The sequence below is a fragment of the Streptococcus mitis genome (assembly GCF_946188615.1).
Taxonomy (GTDB): Bacteria; Bacillota; Bacilli; order Lactobacillales; family Streptococcaceae; genus Streptococcus; species Streptococcus mitis_BZ.
Window position 1 is genome coordinate 1 of the sequence record NZ_CAMHVK010000038.1, and the last position, 257, is coordinate 257.

Consider the following 257-nt stretch of genomic DNA (forward strand, 5'->3'; position numbering starts at 1 on the left):
TCCAGCACCTGCTTGAACTCTGGCTGCGCAACCCGGCGGAAGGGCTGCAACTGCCCCTCAGCCTGCTCAGTCATGCCGACTGGACACAATTTGCGCCGCTACTGGCCAAAGCAAGGGGAAAGACCCTCGACTGGCGCTGGGATCTGGCAAGCTTCCCGCCTCTCGGGGAGGAACGGCTCGCTACCTTGCAGGAGCAGGGCGTCGAGATGGCGTTTAGCGCCATTCCCATGACTAATGACACCTTCAACCAGCTCGAC

General features: G+C 61.5%; 1 protein-coding gene. It reads left to right on the forward strand.

Going from position 1 to position 257, the window contains the following annotated elements; translation table 11 throughout:
• Nucleotides 1-257 (forward strand): hypothetical protein (locus OCF95_RS09805; RefSeq protein ID WP_261105345.1); only part of this gene is annotated, 257 nt, incomplete at both ends.